This window comes from Variovorax sp. 679 (genome assembly GCF_003952185.1).
In the GTDB taxonomy this organism is placed as follows: domain Bacteria; phylum Pseudomonadota; class Gammaproteobacteria; order Burkholderiales; family Burkholderiaceae_C; genus Variovorax.
The window spans coordinates 360,872-387,045 of the sequence record NZ_RXFS01000005.1; the positions used below are offsets into that span (position 1 = coordinate 360,872).

The 26,174-nt window shown below is 68.1% G+C and carries 29 protein-coding genes; 23 read left to right on the forward strand and 6 right to left on the reverse strand.

Features of this window, described 5'->3' with window-relative positions; genetic code table 11:
* Positions 1 to 12: 12 nt before the first annotated feature.
* Positions 13 to 756 carry a ComF family protein gene (locus tag EJO71_RS14960; RefSeq protein WP_240651392.1) on the reverse strand — a complete coding sequence of 248 codons (744 nt, stop codon included), beginning with the start codon at positions 754 to 756 and terminating at the stop codon, positions 13 to 15.
* A gap of 23 nt (positions 757 to 779) precedes the next feature.
* Here EJO71_RS14960 and EJO71_RS14965 point away from each other — a divergent pair, with 23 nt between their 5' ends.
* The 8 genes from EJO71_RS14965 to EJO71_RS14995 all read left to right on the forward strand — a co-directional run bounded on the left by EJO71_RS14965 (position 780) and on the right by EJO71_RS14995 (position 7,293).
* On the forward strand, positions 780 to 1,697 hold the full coding sequence (locus EJO71_RS14965; RefSeq protein ID WP_125949315.1) for a biotin synthase: 918 nt from the start codon (positions 780 to 782) through the stop codon (positions 1,695 to 1,697).
* 224 nt (positions 1,698 to 1,921) lie between these two features.
* Complete coding sequence (locus tag EJO71_RS14970) at positions 1,922 to 2,398, forward strand: DUF2244 domain-containing protein (RefSeq protein WP_125949632.1); 477 nt, start codon at positions 1,922 to 1,924, stop codon at positions 2,396 to 2,398.
* A 60-nt stretch (positions 2,399 to 2,458) separates the two neighbouring features.
* Entirely contained in the window at positions 2,459 to 3,637 is a 1,179-nt protein-coding gene (coxB, locus tag EJO71_RS14975) for a cytochrome c oxidase subunit II (protein WP_125949314.1), read from the forward strand.
* Between the two features lie 43 nt (positions 3,638 to 3,680).
* Entirely contained in the window at positions 3,681 to 5,321 is a 1,641-nt protein-coding gene (gene ctaD, locus EJO71_RS14980; RefSeq protein WP_125949313.1) for a cytochrome c oxidase subunit I, read from the forward strand.
* Positions 5,322 to 5,340: 19 nt separating this feature from the next.
* On the forward strand, positions 5,341 to 5,454 hold the full coding sequence (locus tag EJO71_RS34745) for a cytochrome oxidase small assembly protein (RefSeq protein WP_019656111.1): 114 nt from the start codon (positions 5,341 to 5,343) through the stop codon (positions 5,452 to 5,454).
* 40 nt (positions 5,455 to 5,494) lie between these two features.
* On the forward strand, positions 5,495 to 6,124 hold the full coding sequence (locus tag EJO71_RS14985) for a cytochrome c oxidase assembly protein (protein WP_125949312.1): 630 nt from the start codon (positions 5,495 to 5,497) through the stop codon (positions 6,122 to 6,124).
* Entirely contained in the window at positions 6,121 to 6,339 is a 219-nt protein-coding gene (locus EJO71_RS14990) for a DUF2970 domain-containing protein (RefSeq protein ID WP_125949311.1), read from the forward strand. Before EJO71_RS14985 ends, EJO71_RS14990 begins: the two co-directional genes overlap by 4 nt.
* A gap of 72 nt (positions 6,340 to 6,411) precedes the next feature.
* The gene (locus tag EJO71_RS14995) at positions 6,412 to 7,293 is read left to right on the forward strand and encodes a cytochrome c oxidase subunit 3 (RefSeq protein WP_125949310.1); all 882 of its coding nucleotides are present in this window, start codon (positions 6,412 to 6,414) and stop codon (positions 7,291 to 7,293) included.
* 77 nt (positions 7,294 to 7,370) lie between these two features.
* On the opposite strand, the gene EJO71_RS15000 is transcribed toward EJO71_RS14995, so the two are convergent.
* Positions 7,371 to 7,601, reverse strand: a complete 231-nt coding sequence (locus EJO71_RS15000) for a twin transmembrane helix small protein (protein WP_093206674.1) — start codon at positions 7,599 to 7,601, stop codon at positions 7,371 to 7,373.
* A gap of 27 nt (positions 7,602 to 7,628) precedes the next feature.
* On the opposite strand from EJO71_RS15000, the gene EJO71_RS15005 reads away from it, so the two are divergent.
* From EJO71_RS15005 to EJO71_RS15030, 6 genes are read left to right on the forward strand one after another with little or no spacing between them, the layout of a single operon-like run.
* Complete coding sequence (locus tag EJO71_RS15005) at positions 7,629 to 8,489, forward strand: SURF1 family protein (protein ID WP_125949309.1); 861 nt, start codon at positions 7,629 to 7,631, stop codon at positions 8,487 to 8,489.
* On the forward strand, positions 8,476 to 9,156 hold the full coding sequence (locus EJO71_RS15010; RefSeq protein ID WP_125949308.1) for a hypothetical protein: 681 nt from the start codon (positions 8,476 to 8,478) through the stop codon (positions 9,154 to 9,156). Before EJO71_RS15005 ends, EJO71_RS15010 begins: the two co-directional genes overlap by 14 nt.
* An 18-nt stretch (positions 9,157 to 9,174) precedes the next feature.
* Entirely contained in the window at positions 9,175 to 10,407 is a 1,233-nt protein-coding gene (locus tag EJO71_RS15015) for a COX15/CtaA family protein (RefSeq protein ID WP_125949307.1), read from the forward strand.
* Complete coding sequence (cyoE, locus tag EJO71_RS15020) at positions 10,404 to 11,309, forward strand: heme o synthase (RefSeq protein ID WP_125949306.1); 906 nt, start codon at positions 10,404 to 10,406, stop codon at positions 11,307 to 11,309. The genes EJO71_RS15015 and cyoE overlap by 4 nt, the downstream gene beginning before the upstream one ends.
* A 13-nt stretch (positions 11,310 to 11,322) precedes the next feature.
* Complete coding sequence (locus tag EJO71_RS15025; RefSeq protein ID WP_125949305.1) at positions 11,323 to 11,940, forward strand: SCO family protein; 618 nt, start codon at positions 11,323 to 11,325, stop codon at positions 11,938 to 11,940.
* Positions 11,941 to 11,953: 13 nt separating this feature from the next.
* On the forward strand, positions 11,954 to 12,778 hold the full coding sequence (locus EJO71_RS15030; protein ID WP_125949304.1) for a DNA alkylation repair protein: 825 nt from the start codon (positions 11,954 to 11,956) through the stop codon (positions 12,776 to 12,778).
* Between the two features lie 43 nt (positions 12,779 to 12,821).
* Here the strand turns inward: EJO71_RS15030 and rpoH are convergent, their stop codons facing one another.
* Both rpoH and EJO71_RS15040 read right to left on the reverse strand, forming a co-directional pair.
* A complete protein-coding gene (gene rpoH, locus EJO71_RS15035) occupies positions 12,822 to 13,763 on the reverse strand; it encodes an RNA polymerase sigma factor RpoH (protein ID WP_125949303.1) in 942 nt (313 codons plus the stop codon).
* Between the two features lie 98 nt (positions 13,764 to 13,861).
* Complete coding sequence (locus EJO71_RS15040; RefSeq protein ID WP_125949302.1) at positions 13,862 to 14,326, reverse strand: Mpo1-like protein; 465 nt, start codon at positions 14,324 to 14,326, stop codon at positions 13,862 to 13,864.
* A 185-nt stretch (positions 14,327 to 14,511) separates the two neighbouring features.
* Between EJO71_RS15040 and EJO71_RS15045 the strand changes: the two genes are divergently transcribed.
* Positions 14,512 to 15,237, forward strand: a complete 726-nt coding sequence (locus EJO71_RS15045; protein WP_125949301.1) for a response regulator transcription factor — start codon at positions 14,512 to 14,514, stop codon at positions 15,235 to 15,237.
* Complete coding sequence (locus EJO71_RS15050) at positions 15,234 to 17,033, forward strand: hybrid sensor histidine kinase/response regulator (protein WP_125949300.1); 1,800 nt, start codon at positions 15,234 to 15,236, stop codon at positions 17,031 to 17,033. Before EJO71_RS15045 ends, EJO71_RS15050 begins: the two co-directional genes overlap by 4 nt.
* A gap of 226 nt (positions 17,034 to 17,259) precedes the next feature.
* Here EJO71_RS15050 and ftsY read toward each other — a convergent pair whose 3' ends face one another.
* Complete coding sequence (gene ftsY, locus EJO71_RS15055) at positions 17,260 to 18,480, reverse strand: signal recognition particle-docking protein FtsY (protein WP_125949299.1); 1,221 nt, start codon at positions 18,478 to 18,480, stop codon at positions 17,260 to 17,262.
* 77 nt (positions 18,481 to 18,557) lie between these two features.
* Here ftsY and EJO71_RS15060 point away from each other — a divergent pair, with 77 nt between their 5' ends.
* A complete protein-coding gene (locus EJO71_RS15060; protein WP_125949631.1) occupies positions 18,558 to 19,961 on the forward strand; it encodes a pitrilysin family protein in 1,404 nt (467 codons plus the stop codon).
* Between the two features lie 14 nt (positions 19,962 to 19,975).
* Entirely contained in the window at positions 19,976 to 21,364 is a 1,389-nt protein-coding gene (locus EJO71_RS15065) for a pitrilysin family protein (protein WP_125949298.1), read from the forward strand.
* A gap of 134 nt (positions 21,365 to 21,498) precedes the next feature.
* Here the strand turns inward: EJO71_RS15065 and EJO71_RS15075 are convergent, their stop codons facing one another.
* Positions 21,499 to 22,413 carry a LysR family transcriptional regulator ArgP gene (locus EJO71_RS15075; RefSeq protein WP_125949296.1) on the reverse strand — a complete coding sequence of 305 codons (915 nt, stop codon included), beginning with the start codon at positions 22,411 to 22,413 and terminating at the stop codon, positions 21,499 to 21,501.
* A 78-nt stretch (positions 22,414 to 22,491) separates the two neighbouring features.
* Between EJO71_RS15075 and EJO71_RS15080 the strand changes: the two genes are divergently transcribed.
* From EJO71_RS15080 to EJO71_RS15105, 5 genes are all read left to right on the forward strand, one after another.
* Entirely contained in the window at positions 22,492 to 23,130 is a 639-nt protein-coding gene (locus EJO71_RS15080; protein ID WP_125949295.1) for a LysE/ArgO family amino acid transporter, read from the forward strand.
* A 35-nt stretch (positions 23,131 to 23,165) separates the two neighbouring features.
* Complete coding sequence (locus EJO71_RS15085) at positions 23,166 to 23,834, forward strand: RsmD family RNA methyltransferase (RefSeq protein WP_125949294.1); 669 nt, start codon at positions 23,166 to 23,168, stop codon at positions 23,832 to 23,834.
* A 43-nt stretch (positions 23,835 to 23,877) separates the two neighbouring features.
* On the forward strand, positions 23,878 to 24,381 hold the full coding sequence (gene coaD / locus EJO71_RS15090) for a pantetheine-phosphate adenylyltransferase (protein WP_019658578.1): 504 nt from the start codon (positions 23,878 to 23,880) through the stop codon (positions 24,379 to 24,381).
* Between the two features lie 147 nt (positions 24,382 to 24,528).
* Positions 24,529 to 25,176 carry a 5-oxoprolinase subunit PxpB gene (gene pxpB / locus EJO71_RS15100; protein ID WP_125949630.1) on the forward strand — a complete coding sequence of 216 codons (648 nt, stop codon included), beginning with the start codon at positions 24,529 to 24,531 and terminating at the stop codon, positions 25,174 to 25,176.
* The gene (locus EJO71_RS15105; RefSeq protein ID WP_125949293.1) at positions 25,173 to 26,174 is read left to right on the forward strand and encodes a biotin-dependent carboxyltransferase family protein; all 1,002 of its coding nucleotides are present in this window, start codon (positions 25,173 to 25,175) and stop codon (positions 26,172 to 26,174) included. Before pxpB ends, EJO71_RS15105 begins: the two co-directional genes overlap by 4 nt.

Genomic DNA, 26,174 nt, shown 5'->3' on the forward strand with positions numbered 1-26,174 from the left:
GGCGCGACAGGTTCAGCGCGGCGGATCGGTCCGGGCCAGCACGATGCCGGTGATGTGGGCTGCGCCGGCTTGCCGCAGTGCCTCGGCGGCTGCGAACAGCGAGGCACCGCTGGTCATCACGTCGTCTACCAGCACCAGGCGCCGGCCGCGCAGCCTGTCGGCGCGCAAGGGTTCGACCGCGAAGGCGCCGCGCAGGTTGCGCAGCCGGTCGGCACGCGACAGTCCACTCTGCGCAGGCGTCTCGCGGGTGCGAAGGAGCAGGGTGGCGTCGGTCTTCGCGGGCGCGAGCCGGCGCGCCAGCTCGTGCGCCTGGTTGAAGCCGCGCTCGCGCAGCCGGCCGGGCGCCAGCGGCATCGGCAGCACGATGTCGCTGGCTTCCAGCGCCGGCTCCACCCAGGGCGCGCTGCGCAGCAGCGTGGCGAAGGGCCCGGCCCGGCCGGCCTCGCCACGGAACTTGAAGGCCGCGATGGCGTCGGGCCAGGGCCATGCGTAGGTGCAAGCCGCGAGGCAGGCGTCCAGCGGCGGAGGATGCTTCACGCACTCGCCGCAGCGGCTCACGCCTTCGGGCACGGGCAGGGCGCAGCCGCCGCATCGCGCCGTGGGCGGGGCGAAGCGGGCCACGCAGGCATCGCACACCGGGCGCGAAGGCCAGGCGCGGCAGACCGTGCACTGGCTGGGCAGCCGCGCGAGCAGGGCGGTGAAGGCCCCGAGAGGTCTTGAAGACGGGAAAGGCCATATGGCCCGGTGGCTGAGCATCGCCTCAATATACTCACGGCCCCATGGCCACCGACCCCTCAAGACGACCGCCGACCATCGATGCCACGGCGGCCGCCCGCTGGCGCCGGCTCGCGCCCGCCGATGGCGCTTCTCCCTGGCTGCACGAGGAAATCGGCCGCCGCATGGAAGACAGGCTGCAATGGATCAAGGCCCAGCCCCGCACCTGGGCCGACTGGGCGCCGCTGCGCAGCGGGCTCGAGGCGCATGAACTCGTTGCGCGCCGCTACAAGGACGCAGCCTCCTTCGTGATCGAACCCGAGCCCGCGCTCGCCGCAGCCACCACCCAGGCGCTGGCCGCCCCGTGGTGGAGCGCGCGCCGCTGGCAAGCGGGCAAGGCTCGCTTCGATGCACCGCCCAAAGACGGCGTCGACCTGCTCTGGGCCAACATGTCGCTGCATATGGCGGCCGACCCGGAGGCACTGATCGCGCACTGGCACAAGCTGGTGGCGACCGACGGCTTCCTCATGTTTTCCTGCCTCGGCCCCGACACCGTGCGCGAGCTGCGCGCGCTACATGCCCGCCTCGGCTGGCCCGCCGCGGGCCACGAGTACACCGACATGCACGACTGGGGCGACATGCTGGTGCACGCCGGCTTCGCCGAACCCGTGATGGACATGGAGCGCATCGTGCTGACCTGGGCCACGCCCGAGGCTGCGCTCGCCGAGCTGCGCACGCTGGGCCGCAACCTGCATCCGGCGCGCTTCCCCTCGCTGCGCGGCAAGGGCTGGCTGCAGGAACTGAAGAAGGCGCTGCCCGAACTCGCGCCGGCCGAAGGCGGCGACGGCCGCATCGCGCTGACCTTCGAGGTCGTGTACGGCCACGCGTTCAAGCCGCTGCCGCGCGTGTCGCTGTCTGCCGAAAGCGCGGTGTCGCTGCGCGAGATGCGATCGATGCTGCAACGGGGCCGGCCGGGCGCCTGATCGCTTGCCGGCGAGTCGGTAAAAACGCCTGTCGCACAGGCCGTTTCTTGCCTACTAGTAGTGACCCGTAGGCGTCCCACAGGGCACTCGGGCGCCGATATCTACCCGCTACAATCCGCCGTTGCGTGAAACTCGCGGGTATTGTCCCGCGATCGAGGGGTGTCGAATCCTGTTTGTACGAGGGGTTTGGCGACCATCGACGCACCGATTTGCTGAACTCGCCCGTGTCGAATTCCGTGTTTCGATTTGCCACCGTTTCAGGCCAGAACATCCACTGGTTCCTGAAGCGCAACTGCTCGGTGACGCCGGGCCAGCTGGGCTGGCTCTACGCCTCGCTGTGCGTGGTATCGCTCGGCATCGGCACCCTGTTCTGGCTGCACGGTGCGCCGCTGGTTCTGCCTTTTGCCTGGCTCGAACTGGCCGCTGTCGGGTTTGCGTTCATGGTCTACGCACGGCATGCGACCGACGGCGAGAAGATCGCGCTGCAGGAGGGACGCCTCGTCGTCGAGCTCGAGAACGGCGGGCACTACGAGCGCACGGAATTTCTTCCGCACCAGGTGCGGATCGAACCCCAGACCGGCGATCGCTCGCTGATCGAGGTCTCGGGGCAAGGTCGATCGGTCAGGGTGGGGCGCTATGTACGCCCGGAGTTGCGTGCGGCCTTGGCCCGCGAGATTCGCATGGCGTTACGCGGCGCCTGAGGGGGCTCGCGCAGTGCTGCACGGTTGGGTTTGTCGAAAAATTGAAGAAACGTGAACACGATGAAGAGCATTTGGCGCAATAAGTACAGGCCGGCGAATCTGTTGCTGGCGGCCGGCGCGGCTTTCAGCAGCGCGGCGCACGCAGTCAACGATCTGCCCGGCGGCCCCTCGGTGCGCCAGTTGAATCTTCCGGTCGGAGTGACCAAGATCGCTCAGGAGCAGCATCTGCTCCACACGATCATGATGATCCTGTGCACGGTCATCTTCGTCGGCGTGTTCGCGGTGATGTTCTATTCCATCTGGAAGCACCGCAAGTCGGTGGGCCACAAGGCTGCCAACTTCCATGAATCGGTGGTGGTCGAGGTCATCTGGACCATCGTGCCCTTCCTCATCGTCATCGTGATGGCGCTGCCCGCCACCAAGGTGCTGGTGGCCCAGAAGGACACCACCAACGCCGACCTCACGATCAAGACCACGGGCTACCAGTGGAAGTGGGGCTACGACTACCTGAACGGCGAAGGCGAGGGCCTGGCCTTCATCTCCACGCTCGACAGCTCGCAGCGCGCCATGTCCGACGCGGGCGCCAAGGGCGCGATGCCCGACGACTACCTGCTGAAGGTCGACAACCCGCTGGTGGTGCCGGTCAACAAGAAGGTCCGCATCATCACCACCGCGAACGACGTGATCCACGCATTCGCCGTGCCGCAGCTGGGCCTCAAGCAGGACGCCATTCCCGGCTTCGTGCGCGACACCTGGTTCCGCGCCGAGACCGTGGGCGACTACTACGGCCAGTGCCAGGAACTGTGCGGCAAGGAACATGCCTACATGCCGATCCACGTGAAGGTGGTCTCCGCGGCCGACTACACGGCCTGGGTATCCGCCAAGCGCAAGGAAGCCGCCGCCAAGCTCGACGACCCGACCAAGGTCTGGGCCCTGCCCGACATGCTGACGCGCGGCGAGAAGGTCTATGCCGCCAACTGCGCGGCCTGCCACCAGGCCAACGGCAAGGGTGCCGGCCCGATCAAGCCGCTCGACGGCTCCGCCAAGGTGACCGACGCCGACCACAAGATCCAGCTGGCGGTGCTGCTCAACGGCCAGAACAACGGCGCGATGCCCTCCTGGAAGCAACTGAGCGATACCGACCTCGCGGCCGTGGCCACGTACACCAAGAACAGCTGGTCGAACAAGACGGGCCAGCTGGTGCAGCCGGCCGAAGTGCTGGCCCTGCGCGGCAAGTGATGCGCGAGCGTCCCGCGACGAAGAAATTGCAAGGAACAACGAAATGAGCGCAGTTCTCGACCCCCACGGTCACGCAGCCCACGGCGATCACGCACACGACGAGCATCACGACCACCACGCGCCCACCGGCTGGCGCCGCTGGGTGTTCGCGACCAACCACAAGGACATCGGCACGCTCTACCTGCTGTTCAGCTTCACGATGCTGATGGTGGGCGGCGTGCTCGCGCTGCTGATCCGCGCCGAGCTGTTCCAGCCCGGCCTGCAGCTGGTGAACCCGGAGCTGTTCAACCAGTTCACCACCATGCACGGCCTGATCATGGTGTTCGGCGCCATCATGCCGGCCTTCGTGGGCTTCGCGAACTGGATGATCCCGCTGCAGGTGGGCGCCTCCGACATGGCGTTCGCGCGCATGAACAACTTCAGCTTCTGGCTGCTGATCCCGGCTGCGCTGATGCTGGTGGGGTCGTTCTTCATGCCCGGCGGCGCACCCGCCGCAGGCTGGACGCTGTACGCGCCGCTCACGCTGCAGATGGGCCCCTCGATGGACGCCGGCATCTTCGCGATGCACATCATGGGCGCCTCGTCGATCATGGGCTCGATCAACATCATCGTGACCATCCTCAACATGCGCGCTCCCGGCATGACGCTGATGAAGATGCCGATGTTCTGCTGGACCTGGCTCATCACCGCCTACCTGCTGATCGCCGTGATGCCCGTGCTCGCAGGCGCCATCACGATGACGCTGACCGACCGGCACTTCGGCACCAGCTTCTTCAACCCCGCCGGCGGCGGCGACCCGGTGATGTACCAGCACATCTTCTGGTTCTTCGGCCACCCCGAGGTCTACATCATGATCCTGCCGGCCTTCGGCATCATCAGCCAGGTGGTCCCGGCCTTCGCCCGCAAGAAGCTCTTCGGCTATGCCTCGATGGTGTACGCCACCTCGTCGATCGCCATCCTGTCGTTCATCGTGTGGGCGCACCACATGTTCACGACCGGCATGCCGCTTACGGGCCAACTGTTCTTCATGTACGCGACCATGCTGATCGCGGTGCCCACGGCCGTGAAGATCTTCAACTGGATCGCCACCATGTGGCAGGGCTCGATGACCTTCGAGACGCCGATGCTGTTCGCGGTCGGCTTCATCTTCGTGTTCACGATGGGCGGCTTCACCGGCCTGATCCTGGCCGTCGCCCCCATCGACACGCAGCTGCAGGACACGTATTACGTGGTGGCCCACTTCCACTATGTGCTGGTGGCCGGCTCGCTGTTCGCCATGTTCTCGGGCTTCTACTACTGGGTGCCCAAGTGGACCGGCGTGATGTACAACGAGACGCGCGGCAAGGTGCACTTCTGGTGGTCGCTGATCTCGTTCAACGTGACCTTCTTCCCGATGCACTTCCTGGGCCTGGCCGGCATGCCGCGACGCTATGCCGACTACCCGATGCAGTTCGCCGACTTCAACGCCATCGCGTCGGTCGGTGCGTTCTTCTTCGGTTTCGCGCAGGTCTACTTCTTCCTGTTCATCGTGCTGCCCACGATGCTCGGCAAGGGTGAGAAGGCTACGCAGAAGCCGTGGGAAGGCGCCGAAGGCCTCGAATGGGAAGTGCCTTCGCCGGCACCGTTCCATACCTTCGAGAACCCGCCCAAGCTCGATGCGACCGCCACCAAGGTGATCGGTTGAACGATCGGTATCGCACGCGATGACTCCCGAACAGAAAAGGAACAACCGTCGAATGGGGCTCACGCTGGCCTCCATCGCCGTGGTGTTCTTCATCGGCTTCATCGTCCGCATGGTCTGGTTCAGCGGACGCTGAACCACCCGTCATCCACGCAACGAACGGGAGCAGCACGCGCATGAGCCTCGGTCCACGCATCCGCCGCGCCAATGTCCGCATGGTCGGCAAGCTGGCCGTCGTGGCCTGCGGCATGTTCGCCTTCGGCTACGCGCTGGTGCCGATGTACCGCGCCATCTGCGAGATGACCGGCATCAACATCCTCGCGCTCTCCGAACTCGAGGTGCCGGGCGGTGCCAGCGGCGGCAAGAACGTGCGCGTGCCCGACAACACGCAGATCGACACGACCCGCACCATCACGGTCGAGTTCGACTCCAACGTGCGCGGCGGCCTCTGGGACTTCAAGCCCGCGGAGCGGACCATGCAGGTGCACCCGGGCGAACTCAACACGGTGATGTACGAGTTCCAGAACGTGCAGAACCGTCGCATGGCCGCGCAGGCCATCCCGAGCTACGCGCCGCAGCAGGCCGCGCCGTACTTCAACAAGCTCGAGTGCTTCTGCTTCAACCAGTACACGCTCGATCCGGGCGAGAGGAAGCAGTGGCCGGTCGCGTTCGTGATCGACCCGAAGATTTCGAAGGACGTGAAGACCATCACGCTGTCGTACACCTTCTTCGAGGTGGGCGGCAAGACACCCGCGGCGCCGGTCGCGGCAGTTTCCGGCACAGCAGCCAATGAGCCGCGCTCGTGACCGATCCATCGAACCGGCCAAAGGCTTCGCTGTGGGACACGGTGAAGGCGGTGGGCTGGTCGTTCTTCGGCGTGCGCAAGAACAGCGCCTACCAGGAAGACCTGCGCAAGCTGAATCCCCTGCACATCATCGCGGTGGCGTTCGTTGCGGTCGTCGTCTTCGTGGTCGCGCTGGTGCTGCTGGTGCGGCATGTGGTCGCGGCGGCCGGAGCCTGAGGGACGCGGTGCGTTCCACGGCAAGCAGAATCCATTGAATCGAGAGAAGAAAGAAAGCCAGGAGCTGAAGAAATGAGTTCAACCACCCACGGAACCACGCCCTACTACTTCGTGCCCGGACCGTCGGCCTATCCGGTCTCGGCCGCGATCGGCCTGTTCTTCGTGATCCTGGGCGCCGCGCAATGGATCAACGGCCATCAGTGGGGGGCATGGTCCTTGCTGGCCGGCATGCTGATCTGGCTCGGCACGCTGTTCGTGTGGTTCCGTGCCGCCATCGGCGAGAGCGAGAGCGGCCAGTACGGCCACAAGGTGGATCTCTCGTTCCGCTGGAGCATGAGCTGGTTCATCTTCTCGGAAGTGATGTTCTTCGGCGCGTTCTTCACTGCGCTGTGGTGGGCACGCACCCACGCGCTGCCTGCGCTCGGCAGCCTGGACAACGCGCTGCTCTGGCCCGACTTCAAGGCCGTGTGGCCCAGCGTCGCGCCCGGCGCCACCGCTTCGCCGGCCGGCATCGTCGAGCCCTTCCAGACCGTCGGCCCGTTCTGGCTGCCCACGATCAACACCGCGCTGCTGCTGAGCTCGGGCGTGACGCTCACCATCGCCCACCACGCGCTGCGTGCCGGCCATCGCGCGCAGACCATCCGCTTCATGTGGCTCACCGTGCTGCTCGGCGTGATCTTCCTGGGCGTGCAGGGCTACGAATACCACCACCTGTACACCGAACTGAACCTCAAGCTCAGCTCGGGCACCTACGGCTCGACCTTCTTCATGCTGACGGGCTTCCACGGCCTGCACGTGTTCATCGGCATGCTGATGCTGCTGTTCATCACGCTGCGCCTGCGCAAGGGGCACTTCACGCCCGAGCGCCACTTCGGTTTCGAGGGCGCGGCCTGGTACTGGCACTTCGTTGACGTGGTCTGGCTCGGCCTCTATCTGCTGGTCTATTGGCTTTGAGCGAAGACCCTCGCGGCATTCCAGAAAAAAGGCGCCGGAAGGCGCCTTTTTCTTGGTTCTCCTGGCACGAGCACCATCTACTTGCCGAGCGGGAGCCCGGTGGGCTGGATGTATCCGAACTTCCAGGCGAGCAGCATGCAGAGGAACAAAAACACCGAGAGGCCGATCCGAACGGTGAGCGCGCGCGCCATGCCGCCGCTCTTGGCACGCCCGTTGCGCCCGTCCTTCAGCATGAAGTAGAGTGCAAACGCGAGGCTCGCGAAGATGCCCACGAACACCAGGGCAACGAAGTATTTCATGACCCGCATTATCGGCCGCACGCCCCGTTCCCTCCAGTGACTCCTGAACCCCTGTATCCCGAAAAGCGCCTCCACCGGGGCCGCTTCTGGGTGTTGACCATCGCCGCCGCGCTGACCGTGTCGGCCACCGTTTCCCTTGGCCGCTGGCAGCTCTCGCGCGCCGCGCAGAAAGAAGCGCTGCAGGCCAGCATCGACGCCGAGAAGCAGAAGCCGCCACTGACGCAGGCTGAATTTCTCGCCTTGCCCAAGGCCTCCGACGCGCTGCACCGCGCGGTGCGCCTGCGCGGCCTGTGGCTGACGCCGCAGACCGTTTACCTCGACAACCGCCAGATGCATGGCGTGCCCGGTTTCTACGTGCTGACCCCCTTCGCCCTCGAAGGCACCGAGCAGACGGTGATGGTGCAGCGCGGCTGGATCCAGCGGAATTTCGTCGATCGTACGCAGCTGGGGGCGGTCGAGACGCCTGCCGGCATCGTCGAGGTCACGGGCCTGATCGAGCCGCCGCCGAGTCACCTGCTGGAGCTCGGCACCGCCGCGCCGGCACCCGCGCCCGCCGCCTCTGCGCCTGCAGCTGCTGCTTCCGCCCCGGCTGCAGCAACCCCTGCGGCACCGGTCGCCGAAGGGTATTCGCCCATCCGGCAGAATCTCGACCTTGAGGCCTTCCGGGCCGAGACCAAGCTGCCCTTGCGCACCGATGTGTCGCTGCAGCAGGGCGGGGCGGCTTCCGAGGGCCTGCAGCGGGACTGGCCGGCTCCGGCGCTGGGTCTCGAGAGGCACTACGGTTACGCATTCCAGTGGTTCGGCCTGTCGGCCCTCGTCGTCATCCTCTATGTCTGGTTCCAATTCATCACGCCCCTCCGCCGCGCCAGGCGCCGTGCACGCGATGGCCGTTTCTGACGAGCCGCTGGGCCTGACGGTGCATTCGATGCCGTCGCCCAACCAGGCGCTCGATGGCGCGGAGGGCCGGCGCACGGTCGTCGGGCGCTGGAAGATGATCGCCGTGATGCTGATGTGCGCGGCCCCGGTCATCGCCTCGTACTTCACCTACTACGTGATCCGGCCCGAGGGGCGCAGCGCCTACGGCGAGCTGATCGATCCGCAGCGCGAACTGCCGAAGATCGTCGCCGCCGACCGCAACGGCGCGCCGGTCGACCTCTCCACGCTCAAGGGCCAGTGGCTGCTGGTGTCGGTGGCCGATGCCGCATGCGACGCGCTGTGCGAGCAGCAGCTCTACCTGCAGCGGCAATTGCGCGAAAGCCTGGGCCGCGAGAAAGACCGCATGGACCGCGTCTGGCTCGTGAGCGATGCCGCCCCCGTGCCCGAGCGCCTGAACAACGGCCTGCATGGCGCGACCGTGCTGCGCGTGCCCGCCGACCAGCTGGCCAAGTGGCTCGCGCCCGCGTCGGGCCACTCGCTGGCCGAGCACTTGTACGTGGTCGATCCGATGGGCAACTGGATGATGCGCTTCCCGGCCCGCATGGACGCCGCCGGCGCGAGCCGCGCCAAGCGCGACCTCGACCGCCTGCTGCGCGCCTCGGCGTCGTGGGACGAGCCGGGCCGCTGAAGACTGAACCGACGCCGCATGGACACGACGAGCTCTCTCTACGATCTGACGCCCATCGCCTGGCTCATGGCGGTCGGCGTGCTGATCGCGCTCGGGCCGCTGCTGTGGGTGTGGCGCCGCAACGCGGGTGCCGGCCCGGCGCGCCGGCTGCATGCGCTGACCGTGCTCACGCTGTTCCTCACTTTCGACCTCACGCTGTTCGGCGCCTTCACGCGGCTCACCGATTCGGGCCTGGGCTGTCCCGACTGGCCCGGTTGCTACGGCAACGCCAGTCCGCACGGCGCCCGCCACGAGATCGCGATGGCGCAGTCCGCGCAACCGACTGGTCCCGTCACGCACAGCAAGGCGTGGGTCGAGATGGTTCACCGCTATCTGGCAACGGGTGTCGGTGTACTGATCCTCACGCTCGCGGGCGCGACCTGGATCGTGCGCCGCCGCCAGCGTCTCGCTCCGCCGCCATCGACAGACGGCGAACACCACGCCACGCTCAGCGCCTGGTGGCCGGCCTTCACCCTGATCTGGGTCTGCCTGCAGGGCGCGTTCGGCGCGCTCACGGTGACCTGGAAGCTGTTCCCTGCGATCGTCACGCTGCATCTGCTCGGCGCCGTGGTGCTGCTGGCGCTGCTTTGCATCCAGGCCGTGCGCTACCGCCAGGCAGCCGCCGATCGGCTGCCCACGCCCGTATCGCCCGCGCTGCGCAACGGACTCATCGCGACGACCGCACTGCTCGTGCTGCAGATCGCGCTCGGCGGCTGGGTCAGCACCAACTATGCGGTGCTGGCCTGCACGCAGTTCCCGACCTGCCAGGACAGCTGGTGGCCGCCCATGAATTTCGCGCAGGGCTTCGAGATCTGGCGCCACCTGGGCGTGACCGGCGAAGGCCAGCCGCTCGATTTTTCCGCGCTCACCGCCATCCACTATGCGCACCGGCTGATGGCCTATGCGGTGTTCGTTGCGCTGGGCGTGCTGGCGTGGCGCATGCGCCGAATCGACACGCTGCGCCCGCAGGCGCGATGGCTCGCGGGCCTGGCGCTGCTCCAGCTGGCCACCGGCCTGGGCAACGTGCTGCTCGGATGGCCGCTGGCCGCGGCCGTGCTTCATACCGGCGGCGCCGCGGCGCTTGCCGTGGTGCTCACCTGGGCATTGTGCGAGAGCCGGCGCGCTCCGGCGGTGCAGATCGCAGGCGCCAGTGACAATGCGACTGGTCAGAACAACAACAGTCAAAGAAATCAAAGAAAGGCCGCTGCGTGAGCACCCCGATCCCCGTTCAGCAAACCGGCACCGCGAACGTGCTGCGCCAGTTCTACGCGCTGACCAAGCCGCGCGTGGTGCAGCTGATCGTGTTCTGCGCGCTGATCGGCATGGTGTTGGCCGTGCCCGGGTTGCCTTCGTGGGGTGACGTGAAGCGCGCCGTCGTGGCCTGCATCGGCATCTGGCTGGTGGCGGGTGCGGCGGCGGCGTTCAATTGCCTCGTCGAAAAAGGCATCGACGCCAAGATGAAGCGCACGGCGTGGCGCCCCACCGCGCGCGGCGAACTGAGCGACCTGCAGGCATTGGTCTTCTCGGCGCTGCTGTGCGTCGCCGGGTCGGCGCTGCTGTGGTTCATGGTCAATCCGCTCACCATGTGGCTCACCTTCGCCACCTTCGTGGGCTATGCGGTGATCTACACGGTGATCCTCAAGCCGCTGACGCCGCAGAACATCGTGATCGGCGGAGCCTCTGGAGCCATGCCGCCGGTGCTGGGCTGGGCCGCGATGACGGGCGACGTGGGGCCCGAGGCGCTGATTCTCTTCCTCATCATCTTCCTGTGGACGCCGCCGCACTTCTGGGCGCTGGCGCTCTACCGCGTCGAGGACTATCGCAAGGCAGGCCTGCCGATGCTGCCCGTGACCCATGGCAACGAATTCACGCGGCTGCAGGTGCTGCTGTACACCTTCATCCTGTTCGCGGCCTGCCTGATGCCCTTCATCTACGGCATGAGCGGCTGGCTGTACCTGGCGGTGGCCGTCGCCGTGAGCGTGGGCTTCACCGGCTATGCCTTCGCGCTGTGGCGCAACTACTCCGACACACTGGCGCGCAAGACCTTCCGCTTCTCGCTGATCCACCTGAGCGTGCTGTTCCTGGCACTGCTCGTCGATCACTACATTCACTGATCTCCTGGTTTCCATGAACAAGCGCAACGCTCTCCGATTGATCGCAACGGGCGCCGGCTGGCTGGGCGTGACCGCCGCCCTCGGGCTGGGCCTCTCGGCCTGCAGCGAGACCAGGCAGAGCTTCTCCGCGGTCGACATCACCGGTGCCGACTACGCCAAGGACTTCTCCCTGAAGGACGCGGACGGCAAGGTCCGCACCATGGCCGACTTCAAGGGCAAGCTGGTCGTGCTGTTCTTCGGCTACGCGCAGTGCCCCGACGTCTGCCCGACCACCATGACCGAGATGGCGCAGGTCAAGCAGCAGCTCGGCAAGGATGGCGACAAGCTGCAGGTGCTGTTCGTCACGGTCGACCCCGCGCGGGACACGGCCGAGGTGCTCAAGGCCTACATGGGCGCGTTCGACCCGAGCTTCGTCGCGCTGATCCCCACGGCTGACGAGCTGGCCGCGGTCGCGAAGGACTACAAGGTCTATTACAAGAAGGTCGACGGCAAGACGCCGACCAGCTATTCGATGGACCACTCGGCCGCCAGCTATGTCTACGACACGCAGGGTCGCCTGCGGCTCTACGCGCGCTATGGCGCCGGCGTGGCGTCGATGGTGTCCGACCTGAAGACGCTGCTGGCCTCCTGAAAAAGACCGCCCGATGGCTGCCACGGACCCGGTCGAGCACCTGAAGGGGCGCAAGGGCGCCTTCCGCATCGCGCTGATCCCGCCCGAGGTGCTGAGTGCCCTCAACGACGGCTTGCTCGAGACCGTCAATCTCAACGAATTCCTGGCACTGGAGTTGCCCCGGCTGGCGCGCAGCGTGGCGGGGCACATCGGACTCGATGCGCAGAGCGAGCGGCTGGCCGACACGATCGCGATGTTGGGCGCTTTCAAGCCGATGCAGAGGCACGGGCACATCGCGCGTGCGCTCTACGACCTGACGGCGCTGCACGATGAGCGCGATGCTGTCGCCCACCGGCTGGCCACGCACGCGAGCGACGTCGCGCGCTGCTGGGCCGCGCAGTGGGTCACGCTCTCGGGCCTGCCGCTGGCGGAGCAACTGGAGGCGGTGCGGCGCTTTGCCGCCGATCGGCATTTCGGTGTGCGGGAGATCGCGTGGATGGCGGTGCGCGACACGGTGATCGCATCGCTCGACGAAGCGATCGTGCTGCTGCAGCCCTGGGTGCTCGATGCCGACCCCAACATCCGCCGCTTCGCCAGCGAACTCACGCGGCCGCGCGGCGTGTGGTGCGCGCAGATCGAGGCGCTCAAGACCGAGCCCTGGCGCGCGCTGCCGCTGATCGAGCCGCTGCGTGCCGACTCCAGCCGCTACGTGCAGAACTCGGTGGCCAACTGGCTCAACGACGCGAGCAAGAGCCAGCCCGAGTGGGTCGACAAGGTCTGCGCGCGGTGGGTGGCGGAGTCGGACGCGGCCGAAACCCGCTACATCGCGAAGCGGGCGCTGCGGACGCTCTCCAAATGAAAAAGCCCGGCAGTACCGGGCTTTGTTCCTGAGGGCGACAGGCTTACGCGTAGTCCGCGAGCGCCTTCTTCATCTTCTTCATGGCCGCTACTTCTATCTGGCGGATGCGCTCCGCGCTCACACCGTACACCGCGGCCAGGTCGTGCAGCGTCATGCCGCCCGAGCCGTCGTCGTTGACCTTGAGCCAGCGCTCTTCGACGATGCGGCGGCTGCGGTCGTCCAGCGCCTCGAGCGCGGTCGCGATGCCGTCGCTCGACAGGCGGTCGCGCTGCTGCGATTCGAGCAGCGCGGTGGGTTCCTGCGAGGCGTCGGCCAGATAGGCGATCGGGCCGAAGGCTTCTTCGCCGTCGTCCGACGGGCCCGGGTCGAGCATGACGTCACCGCCCGACAGGCGGGTTTCCATCTCGAGCACTTCCTCGGGCTTGACGTTGAGCCGGGTCGCCATCTGCGACACCTCGTCGGGGCTCAGCGTTTCGCGGTGCGTGCCGTTGTCGGCAGCGGCCGAGTCGGCCTTGAAGCCCTGCTTCATCGAGCGCAGGTTGAAGAACAGCTTGCGCTGGGCCTTGGTCGTCGCGACCTTGACCATGCGCCAGTTCTTCAGGATGTACTCGTGAATCTCGGCCTTGATCCAGTGCATGGCGTAGCTCACGAGCCGCACGCCCTGGTCGGGGTCGAAACGCTTCACGGCCTTCATGAGGCCGACATTGCCTTCCTGGATCAGGTCGCCGTGCGGCAGCCCGTAGCCCAGGTACTGGCGGGAAATGGAGACCACGAGGCGTAGGTGCGACAGGACGAGCGCGCCGGCGGCTTCGAGGTCGTTGTGGTCGCGCAGCTTGCGTGCGTAGCCCTGCTCTTCTTCGAGCGTGAGCATCGGCAGGCGGTTGGCGGCCGAAATATAGGCGTCCAGGTTGCCCAGCGGGGGAACCATCGACCAGGGGTTGGCGACGGCCAGCTGGTTGGCAGAGACTCCAGACAGCGTTGTCATCAGGGGGAACTCCTTTGTGTTGGCCATATTAGCACTCGGTTAGAGGGAGTGCTAAACCAAGGGTTCCCTTGAATTTCTATCGCCGGAATAGCCAGCGGCTACCAGCGGATGCCCAGCCTTAGGAAGAGCTTGGACAACACGAAAAGGGGACCGACCCAGAGATATTGAATGTCTTCGAAGAACGACGGCTTCTTACCTTCGATCTTGTGGCCCACGAACTGGAAGATCCAGGCCACTACAAAGATAGCGGCGGAAACCGGCAATACAAGTCCACCCATTGCATGCACCAGCCCCAGGGCCAGTGCAGTCAGGACGAGCATGGCCACCAGGAAGGCCGGGGCGCGCAGCAGCATGTAGTAGACGAGGCTGGCGGCCACGAAGGTGTAGGCCACCCAGGGATGGATCGCGAACAGCAGCCCCACGATGCTCAGCATGATGGCCGGGATGGCCACGAAATGGATCAGCTCGTTGGTCGGGTTGCGGTGGCTTTCCTCGTAGTGGGCGAGCAGGCGGTCGACCTTGCGGTCGCTCGATTCCAGCGGGGCGGCGGCGGTGTGCGTCATGACGGGTCTCCGTGGGCGCCGTGCGATGCGGCGAGACTTTCGATGGTGCCGACAGAGAGGTCCGATGGCAAGCGCGGATGCGATGTGAAATTGCTATCAAATAAGTAGCATAAAGCACTACAACCACGGAGGTTGCCGTGACTTTCTGCACTGTCACCGGAAGGTTACATCGCTAAGATCGGCAAGTGCCACCCTTCGACTCCCCACCCGCTCCCTTGTCGCCGGCCGCGGAGACCGGCGCGGCTGCCCGCGCACCCCGGGCGATCCTTGTCGTGGACGACCACGACCTGCTGCGCCTGGGGGTCTGCGCACTGGTCCAGGCCCAGGCGAGCCCGTCCGGCGCGAGCATCGAAGTCTTCGAGGCGAGCAACGTCGCCGACGCGCTCAGGCTGTACGAGGCTCATCAGGCTTCCATCGGCCTTGTGCTGCTCGACCTCGCGCTGCCCGACACGCACGGCCTGAGCGGCCTGGCCGAGTTCCGGATGCGCTTTCCCGATGCGCGGATCGTGGTGCTCTCCGGCACTGGCAACAGCACGCTGGCGCAGGGCGTGCTCGCGCTCGGTGCCGCGGCCTTCCTTCCGAAGTCGGCCGACCTGAAGGAGGTCGTGAGCTTCATCCGTGCCTGCGGCCTGCTCGACGGTGCCACCGACGCGTCGCAGCCGCAACAGCCGCCGTCCCCGCCCGTGCCCAGGGCGCTCACCGGGTACGCCGAGTTCGCCCACGCCAGCGCCTGGCAGGAACTCACGCCGCGGCAGATGCAGGTGCTGCAATGGGTGCTCGAGGGCAAGGCCAACAAGGAAATCGCCCAGCTCGCGAACCTGAGCGAAGGCACGGTGAAGAACCATGTCTCGACCATCCTGCTGCTGTTCGGCATGCGTTCGCGCGCCCAGTTGATCAGCACCCTGCATTGAGCGTGCAGCCCGCCGCGCCGAACGCCCCGTCCGCCGAACACGAACTCGGCCAGCGGGTGCTGCGCGAGCATGTCGCCTCGGTCTACAGCACCTACAGAGTCTCGACGCTGACGCACATGGCCTTCGTGGTCGTGTTCGGCAGCATCATCTATTCGCAGCTGAAGGATCCGAGCCTGCTGTTCTGGCTCGCGGGCCTGTTGATGGCCGACATCTACGTGTTCTTCACGCCACGCTGGAACCCGACGCGGCCCGCGCGGGAAAGCGCGTACTGGGCGCGCAAGATCTCGCGCATGGTCACGCTGGTGAGCATGGTCACGGCCGTGGTGCCCTGGCTCATCGTGCCGCATGACAACCTGCCGATGACTTCGCTGCTGATGGCGGTGATCGTCGGCAGCTGCGCGCGGGCGGCGCAGTCGCTCTGGCCGCTGAAGCCGGCGCTCTTCGGCTACACCATGCCGATGTCGCTGGGCATGATCACCGCGCTGGCGTGGCAGGGCGACGGGCTGCATCTGTTCCTGGCGGCGGCCGGCGCGGCCTATCTGCTGCTGACGCTGCATGCGGGCATCGGGCAGCACAAGCTGCTGACCGAATCGCTCATGCTGCGTTTCGAGAACGAGGCGCTCGCCGCGCGGCTCGGCGAGCAGATCGCCGCCACCGAGCGCGCGAGCGAAGAGAAAACGCGCTTCCTCGGCACCGCCAGCCACGACCTGCGCCAGCCGCTGCACGCCATCGCGCTCTTCGGCGCCGCGCTTGAAAACGAGCTGCGCGACCGCCCCGAGGGCCGCAACGCCGAGCGCCTGATGCGCGCGGTGAACGCGCTGGGCGCTTCGCTCGACACCATGCTCGACGTCTCGCGCCTCGACGCCGGCGTGATCACGCCCGCGCCCCAGCCGGTGCAGCTCGACGCGCTGTTCCTGCCGCTCAACCACACCTTCGCGGCGCGCGCCGAGCAGAAGCAGCTGCAGCTGCGCGTGCGCGCCAGCGGCCTGTGGGTGCAGAGCGATCCGCAGCTGCTGCACCGCATGCTGTCGAACCTGATGGACAACGCGCTCAAGTACACGATGCGCGGCGGCGTGACCGTCACGGCCCGCGAGCGCGGCGACGCGGTGTGGATCGAGGTGCGCGACACCGGCATCGGCATCGCGCCCGAGCAGTCGGGGCGGATCTTCGAGGAGTTCTACCAGATCAACAATCCGGGCCGTGACCGCTCGCGGGGACTGGGCATCGGGCTGTCGATCGTGCAGCGGCTGTCGCGGCTGCTGGGACACCCGGTGCAGATGCACTCGCGGCCGGGGCGGGGCACGCACTTCCGCGTGGTGGTGCCGGCGGTGAGCACCCCGGCGCGCTCGGGAGCGCTGGCGCCTGCGGCCGCCGTGCCCGAAGCGGCCTCCCGTCATGCCGCCGCGCTGGCTCTGCCCAGCCGAGTGCTCCTGCTCGACGACGAACTCGAAATCCGCGAAGCCATGACCGGCTTGCTGCGCTCCCACGCCATCGACGCCCATGCCGTGGCGGACGAGGCCGATGCCGCGGCCGCCCTGCGGCGGGCGATCGGCGAGGGCCGCCCCTTCGACCTTCTGCTGTGCGACTACCGGCTGGCCGACGGCGCCGACGGGCTCGATGCCGGCCTGCGGCTCAGCCAGGCCGAGGGCGCGGCGACGCCGCTGCTGCTCATCACCGGCGAGACCTCGCCCGACAGGCTGCAGCGCGTGCGCGAGTCACGGGTGCCGGTGCTGTTCAAGCCGGTCGTGGCCGATCTGCTGCTGCAGGCGATGGCCGAGGTTGCGGTCGCCAGGTAAAGGCGGCCGCAGGCATCAAGCCTGCTTTTGAATTCATTTGTATTCGTTTTGTCACCAGATGTGGCGAACAGGCGCCATGGCCATCGAGGTCCATGACTTTCGACACTGGCTGGCAGCGGCCTCGTGCCCTATCTTCACGGCATCGCGTTTCTCGCGAAAGGAAGTAGGTAGGGGAGAGAGAAAGTGAGCGGCCCCGGCGCAAGCCGGGGCCGTTTTTTTATCCGAATCAACCGAGCAGGGCCTGCGCGAATTCGCGGGCGTTGAAGGTTTCCAGGTCTTCCAGCTTCTCGCCCACGCCGATGAAGTAGACCGGAATCGGCCTTTCCCGCGCGATGGCGCACAGCACGCCGCCCTTGGCCGTGCCGTCGAGCTTGGTCACGACCAGGCCCGTGAGGCCCAGCGTCTCGTCGAAGGCCTTGACCTGAGCCAGCGCGTTCTGGCCGGTGTTGCCGTCGATCACCAGCAGCACCTCGTGCGGCGCGGTGCCGTCGGCCTTGGTGACGACGCGCTTGATCTTCTTCAGCTCGTCCATCAGGTGCAGCTGCGTCGGCAGCCGGCCGGCCGTGTCGACCAGCACCACGTCCTTGCCGCGCGCCTTGCCTGCGTTCACCGCGTCGAAGCTCACGGCCGACGGATCACCGCCTTCCTGGCTCACGATCTCGACCGTGTTGCGGTCGGCCCAGACCAGCAGCTGCTCGCGCGCCGCAGCGCGGAAGGTGTCGGCCGCGGCCAGCAGCACCGAGGCACCTTCGTCGGCCAGGTGCTTGGTGAGCTTGCCGATGGAAGTCGTCTTGCCCGCGCCGTTCACGCCGGCCACCATGATCACGGTGGGCGTGAACTGGCCGATGACCAGCGGCTTCTCGAGCGGCCGCAGCAGGTCGGCCACTGTCTCGGCCAGCAGGGCCTTGACCTGCGAGGCGTCGGTGGCCATCTGGCGCTTGACGCGGCCGCGCAGGTCGTCGAGCAGGTATTCGGTCGCCTTGACGCCGGTATCGGCCATCAGCAGGGCCGATTCGAGCTCTTCGTACAGCGCCTCGTCGATCTTCGCGTTGACGAACACGGCCTGGATGCCGGTGCCGGTCTTGCGCAGGCCGGTCTTGAGCTTGTCGAACCAGCCCTTGCGTTCGGTGGCGATGGCGGGTTCGGCAATCGGCGCGACGACTGGTGCTGGAGCGGGGGCGGCAACCGGAGGAGCGGAAACAGGGGCCGGCGCGGGCGATGCAACTGGTGCGGGGGGCGGCGCGGGCTCCGGCGCAGGGGCCGCGACGGGTGCGGGTGGCGGGGCCGGCGTTTCTTCCGCCGCCGGCTTCGAGCCGAACCAGCTCGACGGCGAGAACACCGAGCGCGCCGGCGCGGGCTCCGGGGCAGGCACCGCCGGGGCCGGCGGGGTGGGCGCCGGCGCATCGGGGGTTTCGGCAGGCGGTTTTTTCTTGAAGAAACTGAACATCAGGAGCTTTTTACAATCCGACCCATTCTATGAAACACCTCCCGCCACGCCGTGCTGCGTCTGGTGCGGTGCTGGCGATGGCGCTTCTGGCGTCGTGGACCATGCCTGCGCAGGCCCAGTCCACCCCGGCTTCCACTCCGTCTTCCGCCGCCGCAGCTGCGGCTCCCGGCCCCCAGCAATTCACGCTCGCCAACGGCATGACGCTGATCGTGCAGCCCGACCGGCGTTCGCCGACGGCGGTGCAGATGGTCTGGGTCCGCGTCGGCTCCGTCGACGAGGTCGACGGCACCTCCGGCGTGGCCCATGCGCTCGAACACATGATGTTCAAGGGCACCAAGGACATCAAGCCCGGCGAGTTCTCGCGCCGCGTGGCGGCCCTCGGCGGCCAGGAAAACGCCTTCACCACCCGTGACTACACCGGCTACTACCAGCAGATCCCGGTCGGCAGCCTCGAGCAGGTGATGAAGCTCGAATCGGATCGCTTCGCCAATAACCAGTGGCCCGACGACGAGTTCAAGCGCGAGATCGAGGTGGTCAAGGAAGAGCGCCGCCTGCGCACCGAAGACCAGCCGCGCGCGCTGCTCGGCGAGCAGCAGAACGCGGCAGTCTTCACCGCCTCGCCCTACCACCGCCCCGTGGTCGGCTGGATGAGCGACCTCGACGCCATGACGCCCGAGGACGCCCGCGCCTTCTTCAAGCGCTGGTACGTACCCGCCAACGCCGTGCTGGTGGTGGCCGGCGATGTCGACGTGGCCCAGGTGCGCGCCATGGCCGAGAAGTACTACGGCCGCATTCCCTCGCGCGTCGTGCCCGAGCGCAAGCCGCGCACCGAGCCGGCCCAGCGCGGCATCCGCCGCATCGAACTCAAGGCCCCGGCCGAGCAGGCTTATGTATCGCTGGCCTTCCGCGTGCCGCAGCTCGCCAACCTCGACGACGTGAACAGCGACACCTGGGCGCTGGTGGTGCTGTCCGCCGTGCTCGACGGCTATGCCGGCGCGCGGCTCGACCGAGCGCTCACCCAGGGGCCCGACCGCGTCGCCGATTCGGCCGGCGCCTACTCGGGCTTCATCGGCCGTGGTCCGCAGCTCTTCGTGCTCGACGGCGTGCCGGCCGTGGGCAAGAACGCCGAGGTGGTCGAGGCCGCGCTGCGTGCCCAGATCGCACGCATCGCCAAGGACGGCGTGGGCGAAGCCGAACTCGCCCGCGTCAAGACCCAGTGGGTGGCGAGCGAGACCTACAAGCGCGACTCGGTGATGGCGCAGGCGCGCGAACTCGGCAGCAACTGGATCCAGGGCCTGCCGCTCGATGCCAGCGAGCGCATCGTCGCGCGGCTGCAATCCGTCACGGCAGCCCAGGTGCAGGCCGTGGCCGCCAAGTACTTCGGCGACGACCAGCTTACCGTCGCCACGCTGCGCCCCCTGCCGCCCGAAGCCAAGCCGCGTGGCCGTGGCTTTGCCGCGCCCGCAGGCGAAATGCGCTGAAAGGCCCCGATTCCATGACGAAGACTCTCATCAAGAAGATCGCGCAGAGCGCCCTGTTCGCTGGCGTCACCGCCATCGCGGGCATCACCGCTGCGCATGCCGCGCTGCCCATCCAGCAATGGACGCTGGCCAACGGCGCAAAGATCTATCTCGTGTCGACCAACGCGCTGCCGATCGTCGACGTACAGATCGATTTCGACGCCGGCAGCCGCCGCGACCCCGCGCCGCAGGCCGGCCTGGCCAGCACCACCGCGACCATGGTCGAGAAGGGCGTGCGTGCCGGGAAGAACGGCGAGCCTGCGCTCGACCAGAATGCGCTCGGCGAAGCCTGGGCCGACCTGGGCGCCAGCTTCGACGCGAGCGCCGGCACCGACCGCACCAGCTATTCGCTGCGCACGCTGTCCGATCCGGCGCTGCTCAACAAGGCTGTGGCGCTCGCTGCACGCGAGATCGGCGAGCCCTCCTTTCCCGACGACGTGTGGCAGCGCGAGCGCGAGCGCATCAACGCGGCCATCAAGGAAGCCAACACCAAGCCGGCAACCATTGCCGGCCGCACGTTCGCGGCCGACGTCTACGGCGTGCATCCCTACGGCCAGGAGGTGACGGAAGAGACGCTGGCGCGCATCGACACCGCCGCCATGCGCCAGCGTTACCAGCAGCTCATCGTGCCGTGCCGCGCCAAGCTCAGCATCGTCGGCGCCGTCACGCGCGCCGAGGCCGAGACCATCGCGACCACGCTGCTGTCGCGCCTGCCCGGCCCCGAGGCCTGCGCGCCGCTGCCGGCCGTTGCGCCGGTGGCCGCGCTGACAGCGCCGAAGGACGATCGCATCGCGTTCGACTCGGCGCAGGCCCACGTGCTCATCGGCCAGCCCGGCTATCCGCGCAAGGACCCGGATCACTTCGCGCTCACGCTCGGCAACTACGTGCTCGGCGGCGGTGGTTTCGTCTCGCGCCTGATGAACGAGGTGCGCGAGAAGCGCGGCCTGACCTACAGCATCTACAGCGGCTTCGCGCCGGGGCTCGAGGCGGGCGCCTTCCGCGTCGGTTTCCAGACCCGGCCCGACCAGGCCGAGGAGGCCGTCAAGGTGTCGCGCGAAGTGCTCGCGAAGTTCGTGGCCGAAGGCCCGACCGCCAGCGAGCTGAAGGCAGCCAAGGACAACCTGATCGGTGGCTTCCCGCTGCTGCTGGACAGCAACCGCAAGCTGATCGGCAACGTCGCCAACATCGCCTGGCACGACCTGCCGCTGGACTACCTCGACACCTGGACCGCGCGCATGAACGCGGTCACGGCCGCCGACATCAAGGCCGCCTTCCAGCGCAAGCTGCAGCCCGAGCGGATGGTGACGGTGGTGGTGGGCGGCAAGGACGCCAAGGACGCGAAGACCGCCAAGGCGCAGCAGTAGTTGCTCCCCCACGGCGCCTGAATGGCGGGCCCCTTCGCGAGACACCGCGGAACCGGCTTGGCCGGGCCGCAGGTGTCGCCCCCGGCGAGGGGGTAGGCGCGGCGACACGAAGTGCGCGAAGCCTGGGGGAGTGCCTAACCCAATGCGTGCGGGCCGCTGCTTGCGGCTGCGCGCACCGCCGCTCCGAGTTTCTCAAGCAGCTTCGGCGCCGCACGCGCGTGCTGCCAGTAGAGCGGCACCGGCAGCGTCGAGCCCGGCACCAGCTCGACCAGCCTTCCTTCCCTGAGCGCGTCGGCCACCATGCTGACCGGGTGCATGCCCCAGCCCATGCCCGAGCACGCCGCCTCGACGAAGGCGCTCGGCGAGGGAATCCAGTGCCGCGGCGTCTCGACATTGCGGTGGCAGATGCGCCGCACCCAGCGTGCCTGAAGTCGGTCCTTGCGGTCGAACACCAGGCTCGGTGCTTCCGCCAGCGTGCGGGCGCCCACGCCCTTGGCGAAATGCTCGCGCACGAACCCGGGGCTGGCGGCGGCCACGTAGTGCGTCGTGCCCAGTGCCTCGCTGTTGCAGCCTGCCACCGGCTGGGCCAGCGCCGTCACCGCCGCGAGCACCGCGCCGCTGCGCAGCCGTTCGGCCGTATGGTCCTGGTCGTCCACGGAGAGGTCGAGCAACGCGCCCGGCTCCTGCGCGGTGAAGGCCGCGGCGGCGGCAATGAACCAGGTCGCGAGGGTGTCGGCGTTGACGGCCACCCGGATCGTGACGCGCTCATCGCCCGCCTCGCCGCCGCCCATGCCGAGGGCGGGCAAGGTTTCGCGCAGTTCGTGCTCCAGCATGCCCACGCGCTCGACGTGCCGGCACAGCTGTTGCCCCGCCTCGGTCGCGACGCAGGGCTGGCCGCGCACCAGCAGCGCGCCGCCGGTGCGCTCCTCCAGCTGCTTGATGCGCTGCGAAACCGCCGAGGGTGTGACGTGCAGCGCGCGGGCGGCGCGTTCGAAGCTGCCTTCGCGCACGACGGCGGCAAGGGCGTTCAGGGCGGCGTAGTCCAGCATGGATCGAATGAAGTAGAACTGAATTGGATTAAGAAAGTTTAGTTTGAATTAATGCGAGGCGGACGGCATCCTCGAAGCATGCAAGCCGTACACGTCACCACCGCCTTCGCCAACGGGCTCTTCATGAGCCTGGTCCTCATCGTCGCCATCGGCGCGCAGAACGCCTACGTGCTGCGCCAGGGCTTGCGCCGCGAGCACGTGGGCGCGGTGGTGCTGTTCTGCGCGGTCGGCGACGCGGTGCTGATCAGCGCCGGCGTGGCTGGCATGGCACAGGCGCTGAACGGGCGGCCGATGCTGGCCACGGTGCTCGCGGGGCTTGGCGCGGCCTTCCTGTGTGCCTACGGGCTCAGGGCGCTGTGGCGCTCGCGTCAGCCCGCGGCCTTGCAGGCCAGTGCGCAGGGCGGCACGTCGCTGTCGCGCGCGGCCGTGGTGGCACAGGCCGCTGGCTTCACGCTGCTGAATCCGCACGTCTACCTCGACACGGTGCTGCTCGTGGGCAGCGCCGGCGCGCAGTACGCGGGCCTGCTCAAGGTCTGGTTCGTGGCGGGGGCCAGCGCGGCGAGCGTGCTGTGGTTCACCTCGCTGGGCTTCGGCGCGCGGCTGCTCGCGCCGGTGTTCGCAAAGCCGCGTGCCTGGCAGATGCTCGACGCGCTGATCGGCGGAACCATGCTCGTGCTGGCGGCGGTGCTGGCGCGGCGTGCGCTGACGGGGCTCTGAAGGGCGTGCCCAGACGGCGGCGTTAAGCTCGCCGCATGCCCCAGAAGAAAGCCACCCCAGCCTCCCGTTCCGCGCCAGCCGGCAAGTCCAAGCCGGCGGTGAAGCGCCCGTCGAAGCCCAGCGAGGTGCGCATCATCGGCGGCGAATGGAAGCGCACCCGACTCGCCGTGGCCGACAAGCCCGGCCTGCGCCCCACGCCCGACCGCGTGCGCGAAACGCTCTTCAACTGGCTCGCGAGCCTGGCCGGAGCCGGTGGCGGCGAGCTGCCGGGCTGGCAGTGCGTGGATGCCTTCGCGGGCACCGGCGCGCTCGGTTTCGAGGCCGCCTCGCGTGGCGCGGCGAGCGTGCTGCTGTGCGAGCAGGACGCCGCACTCGTCGCCCAGCTGCAGGCTGTCAGGACGAAGCTGAGCGCCGAGGCCGTCCGCATCGAGCGCGGCAACGGTGTCACCGCGCTCGAACGCACGCCGGCCGGCAGCCTCGATGCCGTGTTCCTCGATCCGCCCTTCGACAACATCGCGCTCTACGAACCCGCACTTCGCGCCGCCGCGCGCGCACTGCGCGCCGAGGGCTCGGTGTACCTCGAGGCCCCGCGCCGCTGGAGCGGCGAAGAACTCGCAGCCCTCGGCCTCGCGGAGTTCCGCTACCTCAAGGCCGGCGCAGTCCACGCGCACCTGCTGAGGCCGGCGGCGCAGGGGACTGCATAATCCGCCGGACAAGCCGCACCGGCAGCATGAGGAAGAAGCAACCATGGCCAGCAACGTCATCGCGGTTTATCCCGGCACATTCGACCCCATTACCCTCGGTCACGAGGACGTGGTGCGCCGTGCCACCCAGCTCTTTTCCAAGGTGATCGTCGCGGTGGCGGCGGGCCACCACAAGAAGGCGCTGTTCACGCTGTCCGAACGCATCGACATGGCCCGCGAGGCCGTCAAGCCCTACAGCGACCAGGTCTCCGTCGAGAGCTTTTCCGGGCTGTTGCGCGACTTCGTCGTCGCGCGCGGCGGCAAGGCCATGGTGCGCGGCCTGCGCGCCGTGACCGACTTCGACTACGAGTTCCAGCTCGCGGGCATGAACCGCTCGCTGATGCCCGATGTCGAGACCGTGTTCCTGACCCCGAGCGACAAGTACCAGTTCATCTCCAGCACCTTCGTGCGCGAGATCGCCATGCTGGGCGGCGAAGTCCACAAGTTCGTCTCCCCGAACGTGGAGCAGCAGCTGGCCGCCAAGGTCCGCAGCCTCGGCCGTGAATAGGCGCTCCCCCAGGCTGCGCGCACTTCGTGTCGCTTCGCCCGCCCCCTCGCCGGGGGCAACACCGGTGGCCCGGCAAAGCCGGTTCCACGGTGTTTCGCGAAAAGTCCGGCCCGCGTTGCAGGCTGGTGTGAGGTGAGCGGCGCGCCATTGCCCCGGCTGCATCTTCTGGGCGATGCAGCGTTGCTGTGCGAGTTGCCCGCGCCGGCCACGCTGGCGCAGCAGCAGCGCATCTGGGCGCTGGCCGAGCATGCGCGACAGTGGCCCGGCGTCGGCGAGACGCTGCCGGGCATGAACAACCTCACGCTCACCTTTGATCCCGTCGCGATCGATCTGGACACGCTCACCGCGCGGGTGCTCGAGGCCTGGCCGAAGCTGGCCGCAGGCGCGGTCAACGGGCGGCTGGTCGAGATTCCCGTGGCCTATGGCGGCGAGCACGGGCCCGACCTGGCCGACGTCGCGGCGCACACCGGCTTCACCCCGGCTGAAGTGGTGCGGCGGCACACCGCCGCCGAGTACGTCGTCTACCTGCTCGGCTTCCTGCCCGGCTTCAGCTTCATGGGCGGACTGCCGCCCGAACTCGCGACGCCGCGCCGCGCCGAGCCGCGTCTTGCCGTGCCGGCGCGCTCGGTCGGTATCGGCGGCGAGCAGACCGGCATCTATCCGCTGGTGTCGCCAGGCGGCTGGCAGCTGATCGGCCGCACGCCGCTCGAGCTGTTCGATCCCGCGGCCGAGCCGCCCACGCTGCTGCGTCCCGGCGACCGCGTGCGCTTCGTGGCGGAGAGCGTGCAGACATGATCGTCATCCGCAAACCCGGCGTGCTTGCGTCGGTGCAGGACCTGGGCCGCCATGGCCATCGCCAGCTCGGCATCTGCCCGGGCGGCGCGCTCGACGTGCTGGCGCTCACGCTGGCCAACCGGCTCGTGGGCAATGCCGACGGTGCCGCGGGCCTCGAGCTCACGATGGGCGGCTGCGAACTGCAGTTCGAGACCGACACGCGCATCGCCCTCGCCGGCGACGACTTCGGCGCCACCCTCGACGGCATGCCGCTGTGGCCCTTCTGGAGCGTGCCGGTTTCAGCGGGCCAGACACTCAGGCTCGCGGGCGCCAATGCTTCCGGTGCGAAGAGGAAGGCCGGCGTGCGCAGCTGGCTCGCGGTGGCGGGCGGCGTCGACGTGCCGCCGATCCTCGGCTCGCGCAGCACCGACCTCAAGGCCGGCTTCGGCGGCCATGAAGGCCGTGCGCTGCGCAAGGGCGACCGGCTGCCGACGGGCGCATCGATGCTCGATGCCGCGCTGCGGGAGCGCCGCCCCTTCGGCGTGCGCAGTCCCGACTGGGGCACGGCCGAAGACGACGGCGCCATCGCCCTGCGCGTGCTGCCCGGCCCCGAGTTCGAACTGTTCACGCTGGCCGCGCGCGAGCAGCTCTGGGGCGAGCGCTGGCGCATCACGCCGCAGAGCAACCGCATGGGCAGCCGGCTCGACGGGGCGGAACTCAAGCGCAAGCGCGGCGGCGACATGCTGTCTTCGGGCGTGATTCCCGGCACCATCCAGGTGCCGCCCTCGGGCCAGCCGATCATCCTGATGGGCGATGCGCAGACCACCGGCGGCTATCCGCGCATCGGCGTGGTCATCCGCGCCGACCTCTGGAAGCTCGCGCAGGCGCCGCTCAACGGCAGGCTGCGCCTCGTGCAGGTCGACCAGCCGCAGGCGCTGGCCGCGTGGGCAAGCCAGCAGCGCTACCTGTCGCAGGTGGCGCAAGGGCTTGCCGCTGCGGGCTGGCCGCGCGCGGCATAG

Coding starts and splice junctions, on each gene's coding strand:
- EJO71_RS14985 (WP_125949312.1), top strand. CDS start 5,495: ATGAGCCTCGGTCCACGCATCCGCCGCGCCAATGTCCGCATGGTCGGC.
- EJO71_RS15080 (WP_125949295.1), top strand. CDS start 22,492: ATGCAAGCCGTACACGTCACCACCGCCTTCGCCAACGGGCTCTTCATG.
- EJO71_RS15060 (WP_125949631.1), top strand. CDS start 18,558: ATGGCGCTTCTGGCGTCGTGGACCATGCCTGCGCAGGCCCAGTCCACC.
- EJO71_RS14995 (WP_125949310.1), top strand. CDS start 6,412: ATGAGTTCAACCACCCACGGAACCACGCCCTACTACTTCGTGCCCGGA.
- EJO71_RS15075 (WP_125949296.1), bottom strand. CDS start 22,413: ATGCTGGACTACGCCGCCCTGAACGCCCTTGCCGCCGTCGTGCGCGAA.
- EJO71_RS14960 (WP_240651392.1), bottom strand. CDS start 756: ATGCTCAGCCACCGGGCCATATGGCCTTTCCCGTCTTCAAGACCTCTC.
- EJO71_RS15010 (WP_125949308.1), top strand. CDS start 8,476: ATGGCCGTTTCTGACGAGCCGCTGGGCCTGACGGTGCATTCGATGCCG.
- EJO71_RS15105 (WP_125949293.1), top strand. CDS start 25,173: ATGATCGTCATCCGCAAACCCGGCGTGCTTGCGTCGGTGCAGGACCTG.
- EJO71_RS15030 (WP_125949304.1), top strand. CDS start 11,954: ATGGCTGCCACGGACCCGGTCGAGCACCTGAAGGGGCGCAAGGGCGCC.
- coxB (WP_125949314.1), top strand. CDS start 2,459: ATGAAGAGCATTTGGCGCAATAAGTACAGGCCGGCGAATCTGTTGCTG.
- EJO71_RS15085 (WP_125949294.1), top strand. CDS start 23,166: ATGCCCCAGAAGAAAGCCACCCCAGCCTCCCGTTCCGCGCCAGCCGGC.
- EJO71_RS15015 (WP_125949307.1), top strand. CDS start 9,175: ATGGACACGACGAGCTCTCTCTACGATCTGACGCCCATCGCCTGGCTC.
- EJO71_RS15000 (WP_093206674.1), bottom strand. CDS start 7,601: ATGCGGGTCATGAAATACTTCGTTGCCCTGGTGTTCGTGGGCATCTTC.
- EJO71_RS15025 (WP_125949305.1), top strand. CDS start 11,323: ATGAACAAGCGCAACGCTCTCCGATTGATCGCAACGGGCGCCGGCTGG.
- EJO71_RS14965 (WP_125949315.1), top strand. CDS start 780: ATGGCCACCGACCCCTCAAGACGACCGCCGACCATCGATGCCACGGCG.
- coaD (WP_019658578.1), top strand. CDS start 23,878: ATGGCCAGCAACGTCATCGCGGTTTATCCCGGCACATTCGACCCCATT.
- ctaD (WP_125949313.1), top strand. CDS start 3,681: ATGAGCGCAGTTCTCGACCCCCACGGTCACGCAGCCCACGGCGATCAC.
- EJO71_RS34745 (WP_019656111.1), top strand. CDS start 5,341: ATGACTCCCGAACAGAAAAGGAACAACCGTCGAATGGGGCTCACGCTG.
- ftsY (WP_125949299.1), bottom strand. CDS start 18,480: ATGTTCAGTTTCTTCAAGAAAAAACCGCCTGCCGAAACCCCCGATGCG.
- EJO71_RS15040 (WP_125949302.1), bottom strand. CDS start 14,326: ATGACGCACACCGCCGCCGCCCCGCTGGAATCGAGCGACCGCAAGGTC.
- EJO71_RS15065 (WP_125949298.1), top strand. CDS start 19,976: ATGACGAAGACTCTCATCAAGAAGATCGCGCAGAGCGCCCTGTTCGCT.
- rpoH (WP_125949303.1), bottom strand. CDS start 13,763: ATGACAACGCTGTCTGGAGTCTCTGCCAACCAGCTGGCCGTCGCCAAC.